The 24,343-nt window shown below is 39.1% G+C and carries 19 protein-coding genes; 12 read left to right on the top strand and 7 right to left on the bottom strand.

Annotated features, from left to right (window positions below):
- The first annotated feature begins 844 nt into the window (after positions 1 to 844).
- Positions 845 to 1,957 carry a DUF4249 domain-containing protein gene (locus J4N25_RS21245; protein WP_207423810.1) on the top strand — a complete coding sequence of 371 codons (1,113 nt, stop codon included), beginning with the start codon at positions 845 to 847 and terminating at the stop codon, positions 1,955 to 1,957.
- A 70-nt stretch (positions 1,958 to 2,027) separates the two neighbouring features.
- Positions 2,028 to 4,409, top strand: a complete 2,382-nt coding sequence (locus tag J4N25_RS21240; RefSeq protein WP_207423809.1) for a hypothetical protein — start codon at positions 2,028 to 2,030, stop codon at positions 4,407 to 4,409.
- A gap of 71 nt (positions 4,410 to 4,480) precedes the next feature.
- On the opposite strand, the gene J4N25_RS21235 is transcribed toward J4N25_RS21240, so the two are convergent.
- Positions 4,481 to 5,701, bottom strand: coding sequence for a sensor histidine kinase (locus J4N25_RS21235; protein WP_207423808.1), 1,221 nt, complete (start codon positions 5,699 to 5,701; stop codon positions 4,481 to 4,483).
- A gap of 454 nt (positions 5,702 to 6,155) precedes the next feature.
- Complete coding sequence (locus tag J4N25_RS21230) at positions 6,156 to 7,814, bottom strand: hypothetical protein (protein ID WP_207423807.1); 1,659 nt, start codon at positions 7,812 to 7,814, stop codon at positions 6,156 to 6,158.
- A gap of 1,083 nt (positions 7,815 to 8,897) precedes the next feature.
- On the opposite strand from J4N25_RS21230, the gene J4N25_RS21225 reads away from it, so the two are divergent.
- Both J4N25_RS21225 and J4N25_RS21220 read left to right on the top strand, forming a co-directional pair.
- Positions 8,898 to 9,281, top strand: a complete 384-nt coding sequence (locus J4N25_RS21225) for a hypothetical protein (protein ID WP_207423806.1) — start codon at positions 8,898 to 8,900, stop codon at positions 9,279 to 9,281.
- Between the two features lie 574 nt (positions 9,282 to 9,855).
- The gene (locus J4N25_RS21220) at positions 9,856 to 10,176 is read left to right on the top strand and encodes a LytR/AlgR family response regulator transcription factor (protein ID WP_207423805.1); all 321 of its coding nucleotides are present in this window, start codon (positions 9,856 to 9,858) and stop codon (positions 10,174 to 10,176) included.
- A 1,022-nt stretch (positions 10,177 to 11,198) separates the two neighbouring features.
- Here J4N25_RS21220 and J4N25_RS21215 read toward each other — a convergent pair.
- Positions 11,199 to 11,627 (bottom strand): hypothetical protein, encoded by a 429-nt coding sequence (locus J4N25_RS21215; protein ID WP_207423804.1) that lies wholly within the window; start codon positions 11,625 to 11,627, stop codon positions 11,199 to 11,201.
- 322 nt (positions 11,628 to 11,949) lie between these two features.
- Positions 11,950 to 12,210 (bottom strand): hypothetical protein, encoded by a 261-nt coding sequence (locus tag J4N25_RS21210; protein WP_207423803.1) that lies wholly within the window; start codon positions 12,208 to 12,210, stop codon positions 11,950 to 11,952.
- A gap of 393 nt (positions 12,211 to 12,603) precedes the next feature.
- On the opposite strand from J4N25_RS21210, the gene J4N25_RS21205 reads away from it, so the two are divergent.
- On the top strand, positions 12,604 to 12,936 hold the full coding sequence (locus tag J4N25_RS21205; protein WP_207423802.1) for a hypothetical protein: 333 nt from the start codon (positions 12,604 to 12,606) through the stop codon (positions 12,934 to 12,936).
- Between the two features lie 558 nt (positions 12,937 to 13,494).
- Here the strand turns inward: J4N25_RS21205 and J4N25_RS21200 are convergent.
- Both J4N25_RS21200 and J4N25_RS21195 read right to left on the bottom strand, forming a co-directional pair.
- Positions 13,495 to 15,021 (bottom strand): TlpA family protein disulfide reductase, encoded by a 1,527-nt coding sequence (locus tag J4N25_RS21200; RefSeq protein WP_207423801.1) that lies wholly within the window; start codon positions 15,019 to 15,021, stop codon positions 13,495 to 13,497.
- A 440-nt stretch (positions 15,022 to 15,461) separates the two neighbouring features.
- Positions 15,462 to 16,217: a 3-keto-disaccharide hydrolase gene (locus J4N25_RS21195; protein ID WP_207423800.1), complete on the bottom strand. Its 756-nt coding sequence runs from the start codon at positions 16,215 to 16,217 to the stop codon at positions 15,462 to 15,464.
- Positions 16,218 to 16,707: 490 nt separating this feature from the next.
- Here J4N25_RS21195 and J4N25_RS21190 point away from each other — a divergent pair, with 490 nt between their 5' ends.
- The 7 genes from J4N25_RS21190 (at position 16,708) to J4N25_RS21160 (ending at position 22,118) form a co-directional block, all read left to right on the top strand.
- Entirely contained in the window at positions 16,708 to 17,586 is an 879-nt protein-coding gene (locus J4N25_RS21190) for a helix-turn-helix domain-containing protein (protein WP_207423799.1), read from the top strand.
- A gap of 62 nt (positions 17,587 to 17,648) precedes the next feature.
- The gene (locus tag J4N25_RS21185) at positions 17,649 to 18,230 is read left to right on the top strand and encodes a DapH/DapD/GlmU-related protein (RefSeq protein ID WP_207423798.1); all 582 of its coding nucleotides are present in this window, start codon (positions 17,649 to 17,651) and stop codon (positions 18,228 to 18,230) included.
- An 11-nt stretch (positions 18,231 to 18,241) separates the two neighbouring features.
- Entirely contained in the window at positions 18,242 to 19,339 is a 1,098-nt protein-coding gene (locus tag J4N25_RS21180) for an alpha/beta hydrolase (protein WP_207423797.1), read from the top strand.
- 1 nt (position 19,340) lies between these two features.
- Entirely contained in the window at positions 19,341 to 19,841 is a 501-nt protein-coding gene (locus tag J4N25_RS21175; protein WP_242695966.1) for a (R)-mandelonitrile lyase, read from the top strand.
- A 10-nt stretch (positions 19,842 to 19,851) separates the two neighbouring features.
- Positions 19,852 to 20,919, top strand: a complete 1,068-nt coding sequence (locus tag J4N25_RS21170) for a carboxymuconolactone decarboxylase family protein (protein WP_207423796.1) — start codon at positions 19,852 to 19,854, stop codon at positions 20,917 to 20,919.
- Positions 20,919 to 21,302: a DUF2255 family protein gene (locus J4N25_RS21165; protein WP_207423795.1), complete on the top strand. Its 384-nt coding sequence runs from the start codon at positions 20,919 to 20,921 to the stop codon at positions 21,300 to 21,302. The genes J4N25_RS21170 and J4N25_RS21165 overlap by 1 nt, the downstream gene beginning before the upstream one ends.
- A gap of 69 nt (positions 21,303 to 21,371) precedes the next feature.
- Positions 21,372 to 22,118, top strand: coding sequence for an SDR family oxidoreductase (locus J4N25_RS21160; RefSeq protein ID WP_207423794.1), 747 nt, complete (start codon positions 21,372 to 21,374; stop codon positions 22,116 to 22,118).
- A 418-nt stretch (positions 22,119 to 22,536) separates the two neighbouring features.
- Here the strand turns inward: J4N25_RS21160 and J4N25_RS21150 are convergent, their stop codons facing one another.
- On the bottom strand, positions 22,537 to 24,282 hold the full coding sequence (locus J4N25_RS21150; protein ID WP_242695965.1) for a PQQ-dependent sugar dehydrogenase: 1,746 nt from the start codon (positions 24,280 to 24,282) through the stop codon (positions 22,537 to 22,539).
- Positions 24,283 to 24,343 lie beyond the last annotated feature (61 nt).

Genomic DNA, 24,343 nt, shown 5'->3' with positions numbered 1-24,343 from the left:
AGGTTAATAGGTTTTAGAACATAGATAGTATAAACCTAAGTTAACTCATTATTTGGCGGGCAGCCTTTATGAATTAGAGTTTTCCTTTGTCTTATAGGCTCCCATTCTCCGCTGACTAATGCTTTTGCCTCTTTTTCTTTAACCATAAGCGAGTGCGGCAAACCTAATTAAAATCAACTCTCAATGGATGGTTGGATCAATGAAAAAACTATCCGATTTTACGGTATTAATGTGCTATCATGAAATTCGTTCCGGTAAAAAAGAATTCACTTTTTATACTGCTCAATTCAGTACCTCATATATTACTGCGTAGGGTATTTAAAGATCGACAATAGTGAATATCCTTATGGGAAATCTTGAAAGGCTGCTGTCAACTGTCCAGTTAAAGCCGCTCACATATGTTCTACATATTTTAACATTTGTGCCATCTCATTATTCATACATGTAATAGTTTTGACCTTGAATAGCTGCAATAATTGCGAAAGTATAAATAGATTATTCAAAGAACACCAAATAATTCTGCTCCTTATTTACCGGTTCCTTATACAAAACCTACTTTATGAAAGGAAAAACACTATCAAAACATCGATTTTTCTGTGAGTGGACAGCGACGGTTGTCCCCAAAGAGAAATCAAACTCGTATTCCGCGGATTTCCGATATTACCAGATGTTTGGAACAACATAGAGTTAAACAGTTAAATCATAATTTCTGGACCTCGCATTATACAATTTAACGGAACATTCCTTCGGAACTTTCTTCAGCAAAGAGAACAAGATTGTTAACAGGTAAGCTGTCTATTTTCGGTACAGCTATTCGATTTGTAAATTATAAGATTCGTTTCAAATGAGATCGGAAATAGCTCTTTTCATTTTATTTTTTATTTGCAGTGCTTGCAGAAAACCTTTCAATCCCGAAGTGGAAGCACAATTTAAAAACCTTCTGGTGGTGGAGGGATACCTAAATATTGGCGACTCGACAACTTTCATTCTTAGTCGTACCGGAGACTTAAAAGACTGGCAATCCCGAATTCCCGAAGCGAATGCGAGAATAGAAGTGCAGGATAATCTGGGCACGGTAATCTGGGGGACTACCAGTGAGAAAGGCGACTGTCTGCTGGTAACCACTGAATTAAACGTTAACCAGAGTTACCGAATTAAAATTACCACGAATAATGGTAAGGTTTACCAAACAGACTTTTTGGAGAGTAAGCAAACACCCGAAATCGACAGTATCAGTCGTAGAATAGAGAATGAGGGATTTAAGTTATATATCAGTACCCATGATAGTTCAAACAAAGCAAGGTACTATTCATGGAGCTACGAGGAAACATGGGAAATAACAACAGCCTTTTATTCGTATGTGGAATACAAGAGCGGAGAAATTGTTCCTCGCGACCAAAGTATTAATATTAACCGTTGCTGGCAGGGAGACAACTCTTCAGAGATACTGCTAAACTCGACTGAGCGCCTAACTGAAGACCGAGTTTCCCAGGCGTCCCTGGCTTTTGTAAAGGGTAATTCGATCAAGTTAAGAGAGTTATATAGTATTCTGGTAAAGCAGTATACCCATACTCGTGAGGGGTATCAGTATCTTGAAAATATGAAGAAGAATACAGAGAAAATTGGAAGCATTTTTGACCCTCAACCTTCCGAGCTTAAAGGCAATCTTGCCTGTATCACCAACCCGGAAGAACTCGTTATGGGATGGATTAGCGCGGGAACTGTAACAGAAAAGAGATTTTTCATTAACAAACGTGACAGATTAACCGAGTGGTTATCCAGAGAAGAGGAATGTGAATCAAAAAGGGTTCGTCTCGACAGTGTGTTACTATATACCATGGGGGGCTACCTGATAAGGGATTATGCCGGGTACACCCATGTCGTGATGAGCAGAGAGCAGTGTATAGACTGCAGATTGCGTGGAACCAATGTGAAGCCTGACTACTGGCCGGAGTAAATTCAACGTATCTCTTTCAGACCAGGACCTATACAAAATCATTTGAACAAAATAAATACACTCAAATACCATGAGGAATGCATTAACTTTCTTATTAATCTGGATACTAATTCAGTCTTTTGTATGTGCTCAAACGGTTGATTCTACGTCGATAAAGCATAAGTTCGACACGTATCTCAAAAATAATTTTCAGGAGAAGATCTATGTCCATACCGATAAGAATTCATACATGGCGGGCGAGATCATATGGTTTAAGATTTACAACATGGAAGCTTACACAAACCGTCCGATAAGTTATAGTAAAGTTGCTTACATTGAAGTTTTAGATAGGGAAAATACAGCTGTGCTTCAGTCAAAGATTGAGTTAACAAATGGTTCTGGTTCTCTATATATACCTGTAACTCTTACTTCAGGGGCGTATACCCTGAGATGTTATACCAGTTGGATGAAGAATTTCGATCCGTCCTACTACTTTCATAAAGGCCTTGCTATTTATAACTCTTTAAAGAAGGAGGAGACTCAGGTAACAGAAGTCAAAAAGAAATACGGGGTACAGTTTTTTCCTGAAGGCGGTAACCTCGTGTTGGGTATGAAAAGCAAGGTAGCATTTAAGGCAGTTGATAGCGAGGGTAAAAGTTTTAACTTCCGCGGCTGCATTGTAAACACATCAGGAGATACAGTAGCAAGGTTTAGTCCATCGAGGGATGGCTTAGGTACTTTTCACTTCGAACCCAGTCAATTACAGGATTATAAAGTGTCAATTACACCGGTAAATGAAAAGCCCTTTTTTGGACAGTTTCCACGGATATATGCAAGAGGGGCTGTGATGTCGACCACCTTCGCGTCCGACTCCATCTTAAATGTATCAGTTCAGTCAAACCTGGAGAGCGAAGGCAGCTATACTCTTTTTGTTCATTCTGGTCATCACACTGTATTTACTCACAGTTTAAACGCTAAAAGCATATCTGAGGGTTTCAAAGTTCCCTTTAAGCTTTTAGGCGAAGGCATATCTCATTTAACTCTTTGGAACTCTGCGCAACAGCCGCTTTGCGAACGATTATACTTTAAAAAGCCTATTGAAACAGCTGAAATTGATGTCCTAACTAGTAAAAAAGACTATTATACGAGGGAAAAAGTAAGGGTGGAAGTGCGGGAAACAGCAGGAGGCAAACCTTTAAATGCCAAATTTTCCCTCGCTGTTTATAAGGTTGATTCAATCGATGTTCAGGATGAAGACATATTCACCAGCCTTTGGTTAACATCAGAACTGAAGGGAAGGGTGCAGAACGCCCAGTCATATTTGAAGAACTATTCTGAAGAGGCGATAGATTATTTGATGCTGACTCATGGTTGGAGACGATTCAAATGGGAAGATGTTTTACAAGAGAGGAAAGCTGATCTTAAATTTTTACCAGAGCCGCAAGGGCATATCATAACTGGACGGATCCTGGATAGAAATTCAAAGCAACCCCTTACTGGCCGCAACGCATTTCTTTCAATTCCCGGTCAACGAATACAGCTTTATACAAGTTATTCAAATAAGGCTGGAGAGATCAGTTTCTATACAAGGGATTTTTTTAATAGTTCTTCGGGAATTGTCGTGCAAACTGATCCCCGCAAAGATAGTCTTGCACATATAGAGGTAAACTCAGCATTTTCTTCGAGTTTTTCAGACTATATATGCGGCCAGTATGATTTCAGGGATTCGGCTGACGACCTCCTTCAACGAAGCATTGCAATGCAAGTTAATAATGCTTTCAGAGGCAAGCTGCTTAACAAGCAATATCTTCTCCCTGTGGATTCTTCGGCTTTTTACCAGAGACCGGAGAAGGTGTACAAACTGGATAACTTTGTCAGGTTTAAAACGATGGAGGAGGTTTTGCGCGAGTATGTATCAGAAATTAACGTAGGTGTACGAAAAAAGGATTACCACTTAAGTGTTTTTGACACAGAAAGAAATGAATTTCACTCATCCTCTCCCTTAATCCTTATAGATGGATTGCCGGTATTTGATGGAGGTACGACCCTTATAAAATATGATCCCTTAAAAGTTAAGCAATTAGAGGTGGTTACAAGCGGATTTACCTATGGGAATAATGTTTTTGCCGGAGTAGCCAGTTTCCGTACTTACGCTGGAGACCTGGGTGGTTTAGAATTGCCTTCCCACGCTACAGCCATGGACTATGAGGGATTACAGAGCCAAAGAGAGTTTTATTCCCCAATGTATGAAGGGGATTCAGAAATAACCTCCCGCATTCCTGATTATCGCACTACCTTATTCTGGAAAGCAGACAACGAAACGAGTAAAGAGGGTTTCTCTACCATAAACTTTTTCACATCAGATTTACCCGGAAAGTATTATGTTGTAGTGCAGGCATTATCAAAAGATGGCCACGCTGGATCGCAAATAGCGGAATTTAACGTTAACAGAAAAAATTTCAGCAAGAATTGAAAAAATATGCAACTAAATTCCTTCAAACTACCCTATAAATAGTAGCAAAGGCGAAACATTATAAATTGAAATCAAAGAAGTATTGTTTGCAATCGGTCAATGCGTTCTAAGGGGAGATAAACAGAATATTTCGTATTTACTCCAGCAATACTCTCCAAATCAATAGTTCCTCCGTGCATCCCTATAAATTCCCTGGCAACAGAAAGTCCCCACCTGTTTCTAGAATTCAGGAAAGCAGAATTGATATCCGATCGGGGAAAACTGTCAAGTCCCCCTACCTCTTCTTCTTTATCCATCCTCGTGTCGGTAATCCGAAGGATGAGGCCTGTTCTCGCACAATCTCTCTCAATCTCGATTTTCACAGTTCCCTCATTTCGTTTGCCTTTTAGGGTACTTGAAATGATGTTAGAAACAGCCCATTCAACTTTTTCATAATCAAAGGCACCAAAGTAGCATTTGAAAGAGCTGCGAAACTGAAGGTTTATTTGCTTCCTTGCCGCACCCTCCCGATAATAATCCACCAGGTTGCGAACCAATGCGACAAAATCTCCCTCAGCGGGATTTAATTTCAACTCTTTGTTCCCGATATTTTTTTTGTCAGACGATTGGTTTACAACATCCAGAAGGCAGGCTACATTCCTCCGTATCATTCTTAAATGAACGGATTTACTTCCATTGGTCTCCCTTAGCAATAATTGATCAACAGGCGATAAAATCAGTGAGACCTGGATTCGAAGCTCCTGGCTCAAATCCTTCAGGAATTCAAGCTTTTCGTTATTTAACTTACGTTGCCATTCGGCATCTCTTCGTTCCTGCTCCATCTTTTGGAGCACCTTTAGCCGCTCCTGCTCTGAAATAAATTGTGTTTCCAGTTTCTGAATTGCCACCCTCCATCTCCACCACAGAAGCGAACCCAGCAACAGAATGGATACCAGGGAAAGACTGCATACAGTTTTAAAATACTGACTACTATCTGAAATGACAGGGATAGGTGCTTCAGACGGATAAACGGCTGCACTGTTTGTTTCTAAATCTAAAGGATCAAAAAATGGATCCGGATCAGTGTAAACAGTACTAATTGAGGCGGCAAAGTTATCCGGCTTACCCTCTAGTCCCCTTGGCTTATTCCAAAAACTTCTTTCCGCAGAAAGTTGAGAAATGAAAGATGCAGCAGGCGTATTTTGTAAAGTGTAACTATTAACATTCAAACGGTCAGCCTCCTCCTGAAATGAAGGTGCTTCGAAAACAAATAAAAGAAAACTAAAAAAGAGGAATTCCAATTTCAACATCATACGAAAGATATTTTGTCAATTTATTTCGGTAATTGATAGTTAGTTCGTCAGAATGAGGTCTCTTTTCCCTTCCAGTTATTTCTGATAATTCTTAGAATTTAAAAACAGAACTGCACGAGTCCAATTCTGTACTTTAAAAAGAGAATGCCAGATCACTAATATCTTTAGTTATACAGAGGTCAGGGTGCTGATTTGTTAAAGAATAGGAGATTAATGTTAAAATTTAAGATTTTTGAATAATAAAGCTTTAAAAATCAGATTTTGATAATATCCCCTCTCCTTATATGGTCGCTTTGTATTTGAATGAATAGAACGTTAAATTCTAGCACCATTAAGCGAAAGCATCGATTTAACCTAGCTTAATGTTCCTCCTTGTTATTTGAATAGTTTCTTCTTCCATACCAGCTTATAGAACTCTAGGTGGTCCAGTACAGCTGGTGTGCTTCATTTAGGTCTAGAACTTCAATTCCCTTGTCTTTTCATAGTCCTCTAGGTGATTTTCTTTAACTCGAAATTTACCTTTTAATACCGCAAGCGATTCATTTCGAATCCTTATTTCTTTTTCAGCTTGAAGCTGGTTTTCTATCTTAGCATTCACATATTTAAATGGCAATAACGTTGAGCCAACTTTACTCTGAATATGTACAATCCAACTCTGCTCTATTGTATCAATAGGATGTAATAACTCGCCTTTCTGGCCATCCAATAAATATCGTATCAGATACGGGCTTTGCGTGCAATCCAGAATACTTATTTCTTTACCTTTATCCACCGAAATTAACCCTACTAAACTTCTAGGAGAAAATTGGGGGGACAAATTCTCCTGCCTATTAGGCCCCGCTAACTTTCCCCAACCATCCATTGCATGCTCTCTATTACTAAATTTATATATATCTACAATCGCCTTTGAAAATCCCAAAGAAAAACTGGGATGCTCTTTGTACCATTTTCTGAGTTCGTGCTGGTTAACTGATATAAAAGGACTAATATGTTTTTCATTATAATATGAACAAAAGATTGATTGCTCATATTGCTTTCGCAAACACCGAAAACCCTCATCACTTTCCATATTCAAGCTTTTCGCCTCCTCGTAAAGATATTCCTCTATTATATAACCCTTTAGCATCTCGGTCAGGTCACTAACGCTGGCAAAAGAACCTACAAGCACCGGCTCTAAGTTTACATACTCCAAAAAATCCTCAGTAGTAAATTGGTGTCTTGTATCATGAAAAGAATACTCCATTAGTACCAGACTCCTGTTCAATTCCGGCCACTCTTTTTTTCCCAGGACTGCTTTCGACGCCATTTCGTTAATAGCATTAACATGCATCTTAGGATTAGCTTTAATTAGAATCTTTTTCTGGCTCTCCATTATATACCTATCTTTCAAGCTATGAATAAGAGCACTTTCTGTTTCTGCGGTCTCCTCTTTACTATGAACTTGCGGTCGTCCCGTGATATCTTCAATATGAATGATTACCAAACCTTGAAGCGTTTCAATAGGTCCCAAAACATCTCCCTTATTAGCGTTTGCCAAATCATCCGCCGCTATCCCTAAAGGATTAAAAGGATATAGGCTTTTGAATTTAAAAGTACGAACAAGAGGATTAGAACGGCAGACTTGTTTTAAGCTGAGAAATTCCTTTTCTGATTTCAAACCGACACCTTCTGTCAGACACTTATTAAGGGTAGCTTTATCCGGGAAGGATATAATTTCAAACTGGTACTCCTGTCTCCTTTTGAATAGTGCTCTTTCAACATCTGCTGTGCTAACATTTAATAGTGGCTTTACTTTTTTATTCCAAACGAAGCCATCCACCTTAGCTGAATATGCACGTATCAAGAAATTTAACCTTTTCTTTAAAAGCGCAATGGTGTCATATTTGTTCTCTAATGCATAGGCAAGAACATAGCCATTTTCTATCAGCTTATTTTCCAACTCCCTTTTACTAATTGGATCTTTATACATTGGATTATTACTTATCAATTCGTATTCGGCAGCACTTAGCTTATAATCGCCGATCTGAAGCAGAATATCTGAATTACCGTAATGCTGGCATCCAGTAACTAAAAATAAAATAAACAGTAAGAGAGTTATACAATAAGTTTTCATTTCAAAAAAAGGTTTAATAGTATGTAGGTAAAAAAGTTGAAAGTGATCTTGTGTTAGATTATTATAACGGGAGTGAAAGCCGGGATTTGATGATTTCGTAAGCTACTGAGAGAGACCTGACTTAAAACTTAGAAATTGACTGATAAATACTAAGTAAATTAGGACTCTTATTTAGTGACGGGAACGAGCACTAATATTAAGTGAAAAATCTACGCCGATTGGGCTGACTAAATCGTAACCAATAGACGGACCTTAATACCCTTTGTCATAAAACTAAGGCTCGCAGGAGTGAGTTGAGGAAAGATTAAATTGGCTACTGTTTTCATATAAGAAGGAATTTGTAACAAGCAAGTTAATAGTGCGACATAATTGTTTCACCATTAATTAACGCTTTAAATATCGGCTATCATTTTCTATTCTGATACCTCATTTGTTAAAATTTATAAGGAATATGTTAAGAGTGCAACAACAAAATCTTATTATTATTTTAAAATCTTAAACTTCATCAGCTGCTAAACTTAATATTTCTGAGATAATGGAATAAAAAAAGGTAAGTTCGGGCAGTTGATATTGTTCTACAAAGAATATTTTAAAGTTTCCTGCCTTAGTTTTTATTCAACAAACTATGCTGAATAAAATTACTTATATATCAACTGTAACTGGTTTATAGCATTTAAATGTTCCCCCCTCTACTCTTGATAAAACTGGCTCAAATCTTGAAAGCAACTGCCTAATTCATTAGCATTGCCCATCAATTCCTATCAGAGCCTCCCCTAACTAACTTAAAATCTAAACCTTACAGTACATTTGACAAAGACCTACTAACAAAAAAATTAGAGATAAATTTAATAAGTCCTTGCAACTCAGCTTGCAAAACGAGAACATAAGACCGAAAGCGTTAAAAGTTTAAATAGAACTTTCATTTGAAGAGAAACGAACACCGTGAAAGCTAACAGCTAAGGTTGCTATTATAGGCTGCAGCCAATGTTCATACATTTCTTTGAAGATAATATCATAGGAGAAATAGAGTATCAAAATTCTTATTCAAGTCACCATATATATAAATAATAAAAACAACAAACCATGAAAAAATTACTATTAGTTTTCACATTGATTCTAGCTTCAATATCAAGCACCTACGCCTACAATAATGGAATTAGTGTTGCAGCCGGATTCACCGGCACCGGCTATCCATATACTGATACCGAGTATGTTAACATAAGCGCATACTGCCCAATTCAATTTAGTTGTACAATTAACCGTGGGCCTCGTTACCCTACATCTGGTGTGGGATACGCGTATGTAAGACATGGACTTGGAGGCAATGTTATTAGCTCTTATGATTATCAAAGTGGTGGAAGTGTTACCCAAAGTTACAGTGCAACCTATACGGGTCAGTGGTACCAGTTGGAGTTACAAGCTTCTTGTGTGGATAATACAATTGTTCAAGCTACACTGCGCTGGTAATTTTAAATCAATAAGCATTCGTTATTAATCATATACATCCATTCTTCCGGTGACTTGCTTAAAATTGATTGTAAAGAGGTTGCATGATTGCAGCCTCTTTTGAGGAAATCATTCAATTTTGAGCCCCCCATCGAACATTCGAATCAAGGTGAACCATAATCCAATTTTTACTTGGAACTAAATCTTAGGCTTTCTTTGCTCCCTGAAAAAGCAAAACAACCCTTCCACTGAAAGAACTGTAATTACCCTTAACAGCAATACAGAGCATAACTGTAACAGTGCAACAAATAGTAAATCAATTCCTTAATCTATATTAACAGCTACTACAATCAGCCATTGAAGCCGAGCACAGTTGAATGCTAAATTGTATAAATGCCGGATCAGGCTAACAATCTGAACTAATTTACTGTAAATAAAACAACAAAATTAAATTTCCTAAATATCAGTTATAGAAACATTTGTTATAGTTTTTTTAACATTTAAATTACCTATTCATCTTTCCTATGCCGATTCTTGTTGTGCTGATAATCATAAACCGTATTAATCTATCTAACTTAATAATCACAACAATTTCATGACCAAAGTTGCTATTCCCGTTAATAATTACATCATCTTGTTAAACCAAGATGAAATCCTTTATTGCCAGTCCGATAATTGCTATACTACAATTTATTTAAAAAATCAAAAGAGCTATGTTATAGTAAAGTCGCTAACTAAATTTCATCTGGAGCTGGAGGCAGGAAAGTTTGTTCGCGTAAGTCAGTCTTATATTGTTAATCATGAGCATATTAAACAGATTGACAAAAAAAGAAAACTAATCTACATCGACGACGAGACTAAACTTCCATTTACCCTTTCCAATAAACAACTAATGGAGTATATAATTCCTGGCTAAGGTACTCTTCAAGGGGCCTCCAATAATCCGCTTAATTCTGATAAATTCCTCTCCTTATCATTCTAAACACTTTCAGTTAATAAAGAAAAACAATTTTACAATTCTGTTCCTTGCTCTTATTCTTTTCTGTCAGGGCGAAATTCTAGAAGTTATCAATCTCAGCACCGTTTCGACTACCCCCATTATTTGTACGGCTCCTACCTTCGGTCAAGAAATATATAATGAGCCGTAAAAAGTGTTGCTTACACCACCAATATCGAGGTGCAAACAAACATAATCATTTACCTAATGAGTTCTTTTGTTATGCCGTAGACTGCTCCCAGGGCTTATCCTCCCTGTTTAAGGTGCCAGATGTTTTCTCATCCACCACCAGCACTTACTTTCCTTAGCCTCCTTTCCCTGCCCTGGTAACAATCTAGACCTGTGAATTGCAGCGTCTGATCAAAGAAATCCATGGCTTTCATTTTGGGATAGGCTGTACATAGGCAGACAGAAGCTTTCCTTTCAGCTAAACCTTAACTAAATCTCCTTTCCTGAAGGTCTTCTCCATTTCTTCCTTCTGCTTTTTGTCCGGTTGTTTCAGTGGATATTTGGCCTAGGTTTGCTCAAATTGAATCCCTAGTTGGGATAGAAATATTTGGCGAGGAAATTATTGCCAACCTCTTTGACTTCCAAGTATAACTTTAGCGTTCTCTTGGGTAGAATTTTTATATTTTACGATTGTTATAAGAGCGATAAAAATTGCCGTAAAAATAAATGGGGTTTCATCTTCTAATAGGTATGGTATGATGAAATTAAGTGGTAAAAAATGGGTTTGCATAAAGAGAGGCTCATACGAAAAGGAGTACTGCATGAAAAAATGTGAAGGGGAAAATTTCAATAAAGTGTAAAAACGAATGGTTATAGCCAGCAGTTTTCTTTAATCTTATAATTTAAAATTGGGTTGCGATTCAAGTTGCACTAACTAATTAAACAAAAGGAGTAGCGAGCCCTCCACTGCTTTAGCTAGTACTTTTTTTAGTTTACTGGTTTACTTTTTTAATTTTTTCTGTAGTCTTTGTTAAAAGTTCTATAATCTTTACATCCAATCCTTCTTTCGGGTTTTTAAGGTCTTTTATGATGAGTCTCAAAAGCGCATTCTCATTAATGTTAATTTTATCATAATCTCCATTTACTATCTCTACGTCAAGGAGAACAACAAGATGCCTTTTTTCTATTATCTCAACATGTTTCTTGATAAGTTCTCTGATAGAGATTAGCTTAAAATCAACCCCTTCTTTAACCGTACTGTATATCTTCCTTTGATATAGAGTTCCATCTAATTCAACAACATCTTTTTCTATCTTAATATTCTGCAATTGAGCAGGTTTGATTGTCCTAAACATCGATTCATCTACTAACATCCCATTAACAAAGTAAGCGGTTGATTTTTGAAGGAAATCTGTCTGCATTTGAACAATTCTGAAAGAGGTATCTATTTGAAGTCCAGAAGCCTTGAAATAAAAGCGTTGGATTTTCCGGCATTATTTGCGCATAGCTAAAGCTTGGAGGTAAAGCAAATAATATAAATAGAAAGTAGAGTTTCATATTGTTAATGTTAGTTTAATACAAGTTTGCGTTTTTTGAACGCTTCAAAACGATAAGAAAAGTCAACTATTTTAAAAGCTGACAACTCTATTTGTTCATCTGATTCGATAGCATCAAATTGATCTTAAAAAATTGGTTCCGCAGCTAAGTATAATAAACGGAGCGTCGCTAATCGCTCCGCATTATTTAGTGGCAGGCAGGTTGCTGGTGCCTTTCGCTTCGCGCCCACAGGAGATCTCGAAATCTTCTTTTCTTTTTAATATAGGCAGTAAGCATACTTAAGATCCAGCTAGTTAACATGATTATAGCAACTGCTACGGCCCCTATAATTCCCCCCTCTTTAGTCCCTTGAGGATAGTGGATAATTTTTCCAGATAAAAACAAGGCAACAACAGCACCAGTCAACGGACCTACTAAGATTTGAAAAAAAAGCTTTTTATTTTTCATATTTGTTTAATGATGTTAATAAATTACAAAGCTGGTTGATCACAAAAACCCTCAAATCATAATAGATTAAACCCCCTGCGGCCAAACTTTCGGTATTGCCTTTATCCTCCAAATCATCAGCCATCAGGTCCTCAATTGCAAATGGTAGGAACCGGGTATTTGGAAAATTCTCTTTCAAAGCCTCGGTTAGATTATTTATAATTATACTGCTAAAATACCTTCAGCAAAATTCAATCACTAGAACATTTGTATATCTCTGTATAACGAATGTTATTCTTTAGACAGAGGAAACGTTTGATCGTTATATTTAGGAAAATGATTATAGGAATAGGTAGTTTTCAATATTGCTAACTTTCAGTAAAACCGGAATCCACATTTACACAACGATGCATTATGAAACATTCCATTCTTCCATCCCGTATCTGTTCCCTTTATGTTCTCAGCAATCTCTTGCTTCTACCATTCCCGAGCGTAGGCCAAGAGCAACAAAAGCTAACCTATGAAATAACTGGTACAATAAAAGGGGCAGACAATGACCGTATTTTCCTGATCCTTCATCCTTCTGACGTGACTAAGAAGTTTGATACTGTCGAGGTTAGAAGCGTTGGTGAGAAACTTAAGATGGCTGGAAATCTCCAGAAACAGCGACGGGTTTCTTTAAAGGGAAATATGTTTTACTGGAATTCTGGAGTTATGGTGAATTCCAGAGAAAAGGCTTTACCATAGTGCTCTATTCTGTGGATGTAAAAAAAGATGAGCAGAAGTGGAAGGATGCCATCATGTGACCTGGAAGATATTGCTCCCGTTGCTAAATTATAGGGGGGGGGTACAGCCAGTTACAGATAGCTTTCAAATATCTTCAGAGGGACGGATACTGGGGCCGGCCTTAGCGCCGGGCTCTTAATAAAAAGTTATCCGAGTCTTTCAAGTAAGAGGTTTAAGGGTAGTTCTATAAGTAAGAAACTTCCATCAACGGAACAACATTTTGGTTTGAAAAAAACTTCAACTAAGAAACAAGTGTTGTTGTGCCAATAACGACAAGCCGACTGAAGAAATCTCGGAAGTTGCTCTTCCGGTCACTCTCGCCCAATAACTCCTACTGAAGTACGTCAAGTTCCTTTAGCTTCTGAAATTTTGTTTTTAACAGGCAAGTAGGAACTCGATGCATTCGTGATTCTGGATTAGGAGAAGCCTACCAAGTTTGGCTTCCCCTATTTATCCATTACCGGGCAGGCTTGGGACCGGAACAAGCTTTTGATTATCTTTTAGTATAGAGGCGATCCATTACTTATTGTAATATGTGATCAACTCACTTACCAAGAGCTCCAGCATGTCCTTGTTACGATTATCCACTCTAAAATTTTTAAGAATGATTTTACCGTCCTGGTCGATAAGGAAATTTGTGGGAAAACCATATGGTTTTAAGTTCCCTTCATATTTCTTTGGCGTTATAAGAGGAGTAAAACTGTAGTTTCTCTTGTGTATCAGGGGAAGTACTAAATCATCTTGTTTAATCTCTCCATTCACCCCTAAATACACAATTTGATCTCGGTCCAGCTTTTTTAAAGAATATTCAAAAAAAGGAAATTCAGCTATACATGGATAACATCCAGGGAACCAGTGTGAAAGAAGAATCATTCTCCCCCTTAAATCGGAGATCTTGAGCGCTTTGGAACTAGATAGTTCAGTAAAGGATTGGTCGCTTGCTTCAATTGAAGTCTGCCTTCTCATCTGGTTTATCTCTTTCATCACGGTGATAGTATCTTTACCAATTTTGTAACCGTAATAAAAGAGCTTAGTTCTAAGGCTATAACCAGGGCTAGTTGCATATAAAGAGCAAAGGCTTTCGTAGGCTGGTTGTGTCTGTCCGTCTGCATCTAAAATTTTCGATTTACAGACAATTAACTTTTGTTTAATGATTTCGAATTTTTCAGGATAATGACCTAATTCCAAACCATTCAGTAACGTAATCGCCTCTGCATATTGAAATCTTTTTTCCAGATCGCGAACCTTTGCAAAAGCTTCTGCTATTCGCCGTCTTTCGCCCCATATGCCATGGTTCGTTTTCAAATGAATATATTTTTCCGTTGCGAGTTCAAATGCTTTTCCCGGAAGAGTGTCCAGTAACAGTTCGAAATATTCTTCAAGTGCGGATCCAGCCTCATCCTTAAACATTGAGTTAAGGATCTCGTAGTAGCTGATTTTTATCGTTAAATTATCTTCTTTTTGTGCTAACTTTTGAAGAAGGAAAACAGCACTCTCGGTAGAAGGAAATTTTCTAATGAATTTAAAGGCCTCCTCCTCAAAAATTTCAGGAGAATTCGCGCTCTTAATAAGAACTTTTTGAAGCGCGTACAACTCTTTGTCAGGTTTTAAAGATCCCGCTTTGCTGATATATTCCACTGCTATACTATCGTTACCCGCATTTTGAGATACTTTGGCAACAAGATACCAGGCGGTGTCGAGAGAGGCATCAAGTTTGACTGCTTTAATTAGAAAGGGTATGCTTTCTGGTTCTCCCTTTCCTCCGAGATGTTTTCCAATCATCAAGGGTACGATCGGAGATCGAGGATACTTATTCACCCACATATTATATTGGTTTATCAGGTCTGTATCTTTCCCCCATGATGCATCAATAAAAAGCTGATGCTTCCTGGTATTATTAATGTCTGATTCAACAGCCTTACAGAGGCTTGTAGTGTTTATACGAGTGGTCTTTTGAGCCAGTACTTCTTTTGATAGCACTAGAGCAAAAATTATTTGCAAGATAGCAAAGGAAGCTTTTAAAGATGTTTGAGGACTTCGTTTCATTTAGGTTATAGTTTGATGTATAAATGGAAGGGTACTATAATTTTTACCAGGTCTTTCCATGCATCACACAATCACCTTTGAGCAAGAGCAAGTTATGTCGCCTTTGTTTGCCTGCCAGCATATAAAAACCCGGAGTTAGAAATGGTAATTTTTTATTAAGTAACAGTAGCGACTTTCATAGGAATCGGACAATTAGGTTAGTAATTAGCTGTGCCTATTATAACCAAAAATAGCCCCACACTTCGTCCCGGCATAGAACAAATATTCATTTATATCGAACAAATGTACTGATCAAGCAAGTGCACCTGTTTACCTTGGTTTTATCCCCGAATTCGTTGATAGCCAAACTCGCTTGGCTACTCCTAATACTATATATATTTTGATTCTCGCACCTTAGGGAATGCAAGGTCATTAATGACGTAATCGTAACCTAATAGCGGTTACTTCCTTGACAAGTCTTTAAGCTCTATATTTCTGAAATCTATCGGCTGCCCTTCGCTTTGAAGAGCAATAAAACCATTTTTTAGCATTTGTGCTGCATCGGTTTGAGGCTTGGAGTATTGCAATACCGTGTCGCCATTAATGATATGAGTAATGAGCGAATCTCCTAAAACGATCAGCTCTGCTTTAACCCATTGATCTCCATAATAGGTTTTGGATTTGGAATCAATACAATGACGTTCATCAAGTGCTCCATTATAAATTATCTTGGTACCAGGCGAGCACATGTTCCCGGTTGGACGAGGCTTTCCATCTCCCAGCCCCCCTAAAAACTGACATTCAACAGAAGTTGGCCAATCCTGCTCTTTAGACATTGTTCTCGGATCCTGGGAATGAAACATTACTCCACTGTTGCGAATAGTATAACTTGGTGCACCTTTTTGAAGCTCTCCCACGAAGCGATATTCCAATTTTAGATGATAATATGAAAACGGAACTTTGTAATACAAATGCCCGAACTGATTGTTGAAATCTCCGTACTGATCATAGCGCACTTTTATAATACCATCTTCCGCCCTGAAAGTATTGCCAAAATTCTCGCCTACCTCATGGTGCTTGATCTTTACAAACCAATCATTTATATCCTTTCCGTTAAACAGTTTTATCCATTCAGTATTCCTTCTAGCGGATTTAACAGATGTACAACTGTTTATTGTAAATAGCAGCACAATGGCAGAACATAGGAATATTCGCATAATTTCGGATTTAGAAATGCCAACTTTAATAATTGGGTAGTACTAGCAATAATTGAGGCCAAGTTAACAAATTTCCCTTCTCGTAGTGACAAAGAATAAGGAAGACCAGCACTTTCTTCTATACCTACAAAATTCCTATTCTCCCTATTCCAATTTCCAGCCTGCTTTACCTAAATCCTAATCTTCATCTTCATAATAATCAATGACCTGTTTACTTCTAATATCTCATTGATGCCCTCCATCATAACCTGAACATTTGCGTCTTGCGTGGCCAATTCGAGGTTGTGGTCGAAGAAACAATCGTCAAAGAGGTTGTTATCTTTCCTGGGAACTTCTTCAGTTTGATGGGCCAGTTGGCATGCGCATAGGAAGGCATAAAGGAGTTCGGAGTAGACAAAGCGTTGCGCATTTAGATAAACATTCGTCTCCTCACGCTCTCATTCTCCATCGATTCCTTAAACTGTTAATTTGATTTTCTTAACTTTGCTAAATGGAAGACAAAAATGTGCGAGAGGTATCAGAGTTCAACAATGAACTAAAGCTGAAGGGTTTTAATGTATTTCAAATTGAAGCAGACGGCAGCGCTACCAAGACGTATAGCAGAAAGGATTTTTACAAGATTTGTTTAACCACCGGAAAAAGTAAAATCCATTATGCCGATAGAAGTTTTGAGCAGGAAGGCTCGATTTTGTTTTTTGGCAATCCGCACATTCCTTATTCCTGGGAGACCATTTCCAACACCTATCTAGGCTATACGGTTCTTTTTTCCGAAGACTTTTTCAAAGCATCCGACCGTTCGGAAAGTTTGCAAAACTCTCCTTTATTTAAGATAGGTGGCACACCTGTTTTAAAGATCGATGAACCGAAAAGGCTGTTTCTTAATTCCTTATTCCAGCGGATGATAGATGAACAAAAGAGCGACTATACCTATAAAGATGACCTCATACGGAACTACATCAATTTGATTATTCATGAAGCTTTAAAACTTCAGCCTTCGGACCATTACGACCAGCATAACAATGCAGCTTCCCGCCTCACAGCGGTTTTCCTTGAACTGCTGGAAAGGCAATTCCCAATCGAAAGTGCTGATAATCCTTTGCGACTTAAAACAGCCCAGGATTACGCGAATGCTTTGAATGTACATGTCAATTACCTCAACAGGGCAGTTAAAGAAGTTACAGGCAAATCCACAACAACCCATATAACAGAACGCATTGTTAGCGAAGCAAAAGCACTCCTACAACATACCGCATGGAACATTGCCGATATCGCTTATGCACTTGGTTTTGAATATATCACTTACTTTAATAACTTCTTTAAAAGGCTTACTGGTACGAACCCAAAATCGCTCAGATTGCAGTCGGTTTGAAATTCTTAAGTATTGGTTTGATATTCATTATAAGCAGGGGGATTATTATATGACCTTTGTGTATGGTATCGAATCAACATAGCAGAGACATTTTTGAACGCCTAAGAGAAGGAGAACCCATTCTATCTGATGACCCTGAAGCCTTTAAACTTCGGGAGGCTTCGTTTGCTACCAAAAAGTTGTTGGTTTTGCTAAACAACGCCTTCGATCCGGCGGAGGTCAGGGATTTACTTAGCCAAATCACGGGTTCAAAAATTGATGAAAGCGTGGACGTTTTCACTCCGCTCTACCTTAACTATGGAAAGAATACCAAAATCGGTAAAAACGTCTTTATCAACTTCGATTGTGTTTTCCTTGATTTGGGAGGCATTACCATTGAGGATGGTGTATTGATTGCACCAAAAGTAAGTCTGTTATCCGAAGGACACCCACTCTCCCCCAACGATAGACACTCCCTTGTTCCCGGACATATTCACATCAAAAAAAATGCTTGGATTGGCGCCGGGGCAACGATACTGCCCGGCGTAACCATTGGTGAAAATGCTGTTGTAGCAGCAGGAGCAGTTGTATCAAAAGATGTCCCTGCAAACGCAGTGGTTGGTGGCGTGCCTGCAAGAACAATTAAAACGATTGAGCAATCATAGAAAATCAATAAATGAAAAAGATAACACTATTAGCCGCTTTGTCCTTTCTGCTTATTGGGCAGGTCTATCCTCAAGCAAAGCAAAGAAAAGAAGTTATGACCAAGCAAGATCAGACAGAACACTACACCTTTGAATTAAACGATAAGGTGACAAGGCAACCAGTGACATTCAAGAACAGGTTTGGAATTACTGTCTCTGGTGATCTGTACTCCCCAAAAAACATCGGTAATCAAAAACTTGCTGCGATCATTTTGAGTGGGCCTTTTGGGGCAGTGAAAGAGCAGTCATCAGGATTATATGCAAACGAACTTGCATCCAGGGGCTTTGTAACATTAGCATTTGATCCTTCCTTCACCGGCGAAAGTGGTGGAGACGTTCGTAACGTTGGCTCGCCGGAGATTAACACAGAAGACTTCAGTGCAGCTGTAGACTATATTGGTTTGCTGCCTGCCGTTGATCGTAAGCGAATTGGGGTAATAGGCATCTGTGGATTGAGTGGGATGGCATTAACTGCCGCAACGAGCGACAGCCGGATTAAAGCAGTAGGCACTGTTTCAATGTATGACATGTCCCGTAGCATCAGCCGTAGTTACAAAGACAGTTATACATTAGCACAACGGCACAAGGTGATTGATTACATTAGTCAACAACGCTGGATAGATGCAGAAAATGGTAAAACAGCAGTGGGCTTGCATGAAGTCCCTTTTGATGAAAAAGGCAATATAATAAAAGGAAACAAAGGACTTCCCGATACGCTACCTAGTAACCCTAATCCAGTTTTAGAGGCTTTTTGGAAGTATTATAAAACACCCAGAGGTTTTCACCCAAGGTCCATTAATTCAACAACTGCGTGGACGGCTACAACCCCAATGTCCTTCTTCAGCTTTCCCATGGCAGCGAACGTTCAGATGATTTCACCTCGTCCGATACTGCTGATTGCTGGTGAAAATGCTCACTCCCGTTACTATTCTGAAGATATCTACAAACTGGCAGCAGAGCCGAAAGAATTGGCGATTGTTCCGGGTGCAGACCACGTCGATTTGTACGACAGGTTAGACAAAATTCCTTTTGATAAGATAACCTCTTTCTTCAACCAAAATCTGAAATGAAATGACGAAGAATACTGGATTAAAAATTGCGGCACTGTCAATGGCCTTTCTATTTCAACTGTCACTAAAAGCGCAAACAATGAATACAGGTAATAATCAAGATACCACAGGTCTTTTTGCAAAAGGAGATAAATTATCAAACGAGTGGTTTACAGGAAATGCATTCTTAAAGCCACTGGTAGCAAAAGATAAGAATAATGATTTTGCCATTGGCAGTGTAACGTTTGAGCCGGGAGCAAGAACCAATTGGCACACCCATCCCAGAGGACAAGTTTTGATTGTGACCGAAGGCGAAGGCTTCTACCAGGAAAAAGGCAAACCTGCACAAGCCTTGAACAAAGGCAATGTCGTAAACATTCCTGAAAATACAGAACACTGGCATGGAGCTTCGCCCAACAGCACATTTGTCCATATCGCCATCACTAACTTTAAAGGATCTGAAAATGTTGTTTGGCTAAAGCCTGTCACAGACGAAGAATACAGCACTGCTGTAAAAAAATAAATCAAGGGTTATGATAAATGTACGCAAGACAATAAAAGGGCTTTTGTTGCTCCTTCTAACAATAAACCTAAATAGTATGAATGCCCAGAATAATAACAATGCATACCAGCCGCTGACTGCTCAACAGCAAAGTCTTGTAAGTATTTCAGCATTGACTTCTGTAGGAGATCTGGAGCACCTGAAAACAGCATTACATACCGGGCTTGATGCTGGTCTGACCGTCAACCAAACAAAAGAAATATTGGTACAGCTATATGCCTATTGTGGCTTTCCAAGAAGCCTGAATGGCATAAACACCTTAATGAAAGTGGTCGAAGAAAGAAAGGCAAGGGGCAAGAAAGATGTCGTGGGTAAAGAAGCAACATCTATATCAGTCAGTTTGAATAAATACGAACGTGGCAGAAAAACATTGGAAACATTGACGAAAACGGCCCAGCTACAACCAGCACCCGGTTTTGGCGAGTTTGCTCCCCGGATAGACACTTTTTTAAAGGAGCATTTATTCGCGGATATTTTTGACAGCGACGTTTTTACTTATCAGCAACGTGAATTTATAACCATATCGGCCCTGGCTGCTATGACTGGAGTAGAGCCACAGTTGCAAGCGCATATTGGCATCGGAAAAAACACAGGGATAACTGAAAATCAGTTGGAAGAAATAGCCCAATTAATTGAAAATCAAATTAATAAAACCCAGGCCAATACAATAAGGAAAATAATCGAAAGGCCGTTGACGCCAGTAGCAGAGCCAGATATGTTGGTTCGTATTTCAGAAATTGAAATTGTGTCTGAACATTTGGAAGAGTATATCTCTATACTGAAAGAAGAAGCGGGAGCATCAGTAAAAATAGAGCCTGGGGTAATTGCCATCTTCCCAATGTCGCAAAAAGAAAACCCAACGCAGATAAGGATTATAGAAATCTATGCGAATAAAGCTGCTTATCAATCGCATTTGCAAACACCCCATTTTCAGCTCTATAAAACAACGACACAAAAAATGGTAAAGTCGTTGAAATTGGTAGACATGGAACGCATTGATGTGAACACCATGCAGGAAATCTTTAAAAAACTGAAATAATGAACACAGAGAACAAGCAATTTGAAGCTATTGAATTAAGGCAAATTGACAAAGCCGACGACCTTAAAATTGCTCCCTTTCGTGAAGATGGAAAAACATACGGAACACCTACTTGGATATGGGAAGTAGTTGTTAATGATGAATTATATGTTAGGGCGTATAATGGCGTTAATTCAAGATGGTTTAAATCTGCAATGCAACAGAAAGGCGGACGCATTATGGCAGCCGGAATGACAAAAGAAGTAAGATTTGAACTGGTGCAAGGTCATATCAATAATCTTATTGACGAGGCTTATAAGAATAAGTATAGTAAGAGTCCTTATCTCACACCTATGATTAGTCATCGTGCTAAAGCAGCGACAGTAAAAATCACACCTGTTTAATTTAAAAATAAATTATAAGAAGCAGGGACATATCTCACCGGGTGTCCGCAAGAGTAAAAAACTATAAATATGGAAAATAACATTAGAGGTAAAGTAGTAGTAATTACAGGAGCAAGCAGCGGTATGGGCGAAGCTGCAGCAAAGCATTTGTCAGAGCTTGGCGCAACGGTTGTACTGGGTGCAAGAAGAGCCGACAGAATTGAAAAGTTGGCAAAAGAAATCCAGGACAATGGTGGAAAAGCACTCGCCGTTGCTGTTGATGTAACGCAGCGTGAACAGGTAAAAAGCCTGGTAGATGCAGCTGTTGAGCAATTCGGACGGGTAGATGTCATACTCAATAATGCCGGTATAATGCCCTTGTCGACTATGGATAGTCTTCACGTTGACGAATGGGAGAAGATGATTGATGTGAACATCAAAGGAGTACTGAATGGTATTGCTGCCGTACTTCCTTACATGAAAGAGCAGAAGTCAGGACAGATTATCAATACTTCTTCTGTAGCCGGCCATAAAGTATTCACCGGTTCTGCAGTTTATTCTGCTACCAAATATGCCGTTCGAGCATTAACAGAAGGGTTACGAATGGAAGTAAAACCTTATAATATCCGTACAACCATCGTCTGTCCCGGCGCAGTTAAAACAGAACTGCTGGAACAAATCACAGATGTAAATGTTCGCCAGGCTAATGAAGATTATGTGGGAGCGGTAGGGATTAGTCCGGAGAGTTTTGCACGTGTAGTTGCTTTTGCTATCAGTCAGCCCGAGGATGTAGACATCAACGAAGTTATCTTCCGTCCAACCTCGCAGGAAATGTAGAATAAACCGTGCTTTTTGCGGTAGCGGATAAAAAAAGAAAAACATTTAAACATGATTTTAGAAGAAAACTATACATTATCTAATGGCGTTAAAATTCCAAACCTTGGTCTGGGAACATGGTTCATAAATGATAATGAAGTCGTGCAGGCAGTAAAGAGGCGATCCATTACTTATTGTAATATGTGATCAACTCACTTACCAAGAGCTCCAGCAGGTCCTTGTTACGATTATCCACTCTAAAATTTTTAAGAATGATTTTACCCTACTGGTCAGATCTTTACCTCGTTACGACGTTTTAAGCAGCCCGTTTAACAGTAAGATTGCATACGACTCGGCAAGATTATACTTACAGAATTTTTAGGCCCGGCTTTCAATGCTCAGCTACAATAGCTGAGCATTTGAATTTGTATTATACTTTCTACTTTTTAGCTCTTACAGCCTTCACCTGCTCGGGTGTGATTGCGCTGGCTTTGTTACCGAAGTTGTTCCTGACATAGGTTAAAACATCGGCAATTTGTTTGTCGCTAAGATAATTGTAAGGAGGCATGGCATTGCTATACATCTCGCCATCTACCGGCTGTTGCGATAGACCTTTCAACAGCACGTTAATTAACTTTTGCGGTGCACCTAGTACATAGCTTGTTTTGATTAAGGGAGGATTTAGATTTTGCACCCCTCCCCCATCAACCTGATGGCATGCTACGCAACTTTGCATATAAATAGCTTTGCCAGCTGCTATTGATTTGGATACGGCAGTAGGTTTCGATGCAACCACAGGTTTCTTCGCCACTGCCGGAACTGGCTTAACCACCCTTGGTTTTGCTGGGGCAGGCTTAACACCTGGCGATCCGGCTTTAACAACTGCAGGGGTCTTAAGGCTGGCGGCCATAGCTGGTTCAACAGCATTGGCATTATAACTTATTTTAAAAATAGCTCCTTTTACATCGTCGGATATATATAAGGAACCATCAGGCCCCTGGGCTAAACCGCAAGGTTTGCGCTCTGCCCTGCCAATAGCTGCTTTCTCCGGCGATCCTGCAAAGCCGTCTGCAAACACTTCCCAATCGCCGGAAGGCTTCCCATCTTTAAAGGGTTGAAACACTACAAAAAATCCTTTTTGAGGTTCCGGAGCACGGTTCCATGACCCATGAAAAGCGATAAAAGCGCCGTTCTTATATCTTTCCGGAAATTGATTGCCGGTATAAAACAGTAAGCCATTGGGTGCCATATGAGCGGGGTAGGCAGCTACAGGATCTAAATATTGTGAAGATCCTTCCTTCTTGCCGTCGCCACCATATTCAGGAGCAAGCATTTTTTTCTTCTTCATCGGATCATAATAGATGAAAGGCCAGCCCGCATCAGCACCTTGAGACAGGGCATACATACATTCAGCAGGCAGCTCTGCATTATCCTTTACAGAGTATAGATCAGGGAAGATCGTATTCAACTGATCCCGCCCATGCTGCATAACATACAGAGCATTGGTTTGCTTGTTAAAATCTACAGCAACAACATTCCTTAAACCCGTGGCGTAGCGAATGCCGTCATGGTAGGTTTGATTTAATTTGTCGGATTTAAAAAGCCATACTCCCCCGGCTGTTTGCAGCAAAGGACAATCTTTAATACCCAACGATCCTTGTTGCCTGTCTTTTTCCTGACAGGAATTTGAAGGTGCACCGATCGGAATATACATGTTTCCGGCATCGTCTACCACAATTGACTTCGTTTCGTGAGTGCCTTGATCAACCAGGCCGGTAACGAGCTTTTCAGGTACAGCTGGATCAACTACCTCAAAGTTCTCATTCAGTTTGTAGCGAAAAACTTCGCTGTTAGACGAGGTATAGAGGTAGCCGTTTTTTAAATAAACCCCTGTTCCTGCAAAATCACCGAAGCGGGAAATAACAGTAGCTTTATTATCCTTTTCCCCGAGCAACACCGTGCCCTTACCTTCCCTTAACCGGGATAAGCGTACATAGATCTTGTTGTTGGGGGTAACTGCAATGTGGCGGGCCCCGCCTAACCCGTCGATCAGCATCTCTGCCTTGAATTTGCTGGGAAGTGTTAAGCCAGCGTTAGTGGTTGATTGAGCAAGTGTACTGCTAACCGCTAAGAAAACAACAGCGGAAAGGGTTATGGCTAGTTTTGATATTTCAATAAAGGTCATTTTCAATAAAATATTTTTTAAAGTAACGAGGCAGTTTATGTTCCCAGGGGCTCCATTAACA

Source organism: Desertivirga brevis (assembly GCF_017355835.1).
Note: the sequence above shows the minus strand (reverse complement) of the source record. Positions and strands in the feature narration are given on the sequence as shown.